General features: G+C 58.8%; 1 pseudogene. It reads left to right on the forward strand.

What is annotated here, in order from left to right:
* Nucleotides 1-255: pseudogene (locus tag JNB91_RS30565) on the forward strand (ISNCY family transposase); the annotation flags it as partial.

Genomic DNA, 255 nt, shown 5'->3' on the forward strand with positions numbered 1-255 from the left:
TTGAGATCATGCACGAGAGCTATGCCCTGCCCTATAGAACTTTCGATACGCTGCGCTCGGTGCATCGCGCCGAAGTCGTCGACAACAAGCGACTGGATGACATGCTATCTGTTGTCGCCGAGATGCAGGCTGGTCGCGAACAGCAACGCAGCAAGGGCGGCCCCCGACGGACCGGGCAGAAAGATCATATGTTCGGCATTCGGGACGGCAGTACTGCGAACGGCTATCAGAAGCGTAGCCGCAAGCCGAGGACAG

This window comes from Aliirhizobium wenxiniae (assembly GCF_019511445.1).
GTDB classification, from domain to species: domain Bacteria; phylum Pseudomonadota; class Alphaproteobacteria; order Rhizobiales; family Rhizobiaceae; genus Neorhizobium; species Neorhizobium wenxiniae_A.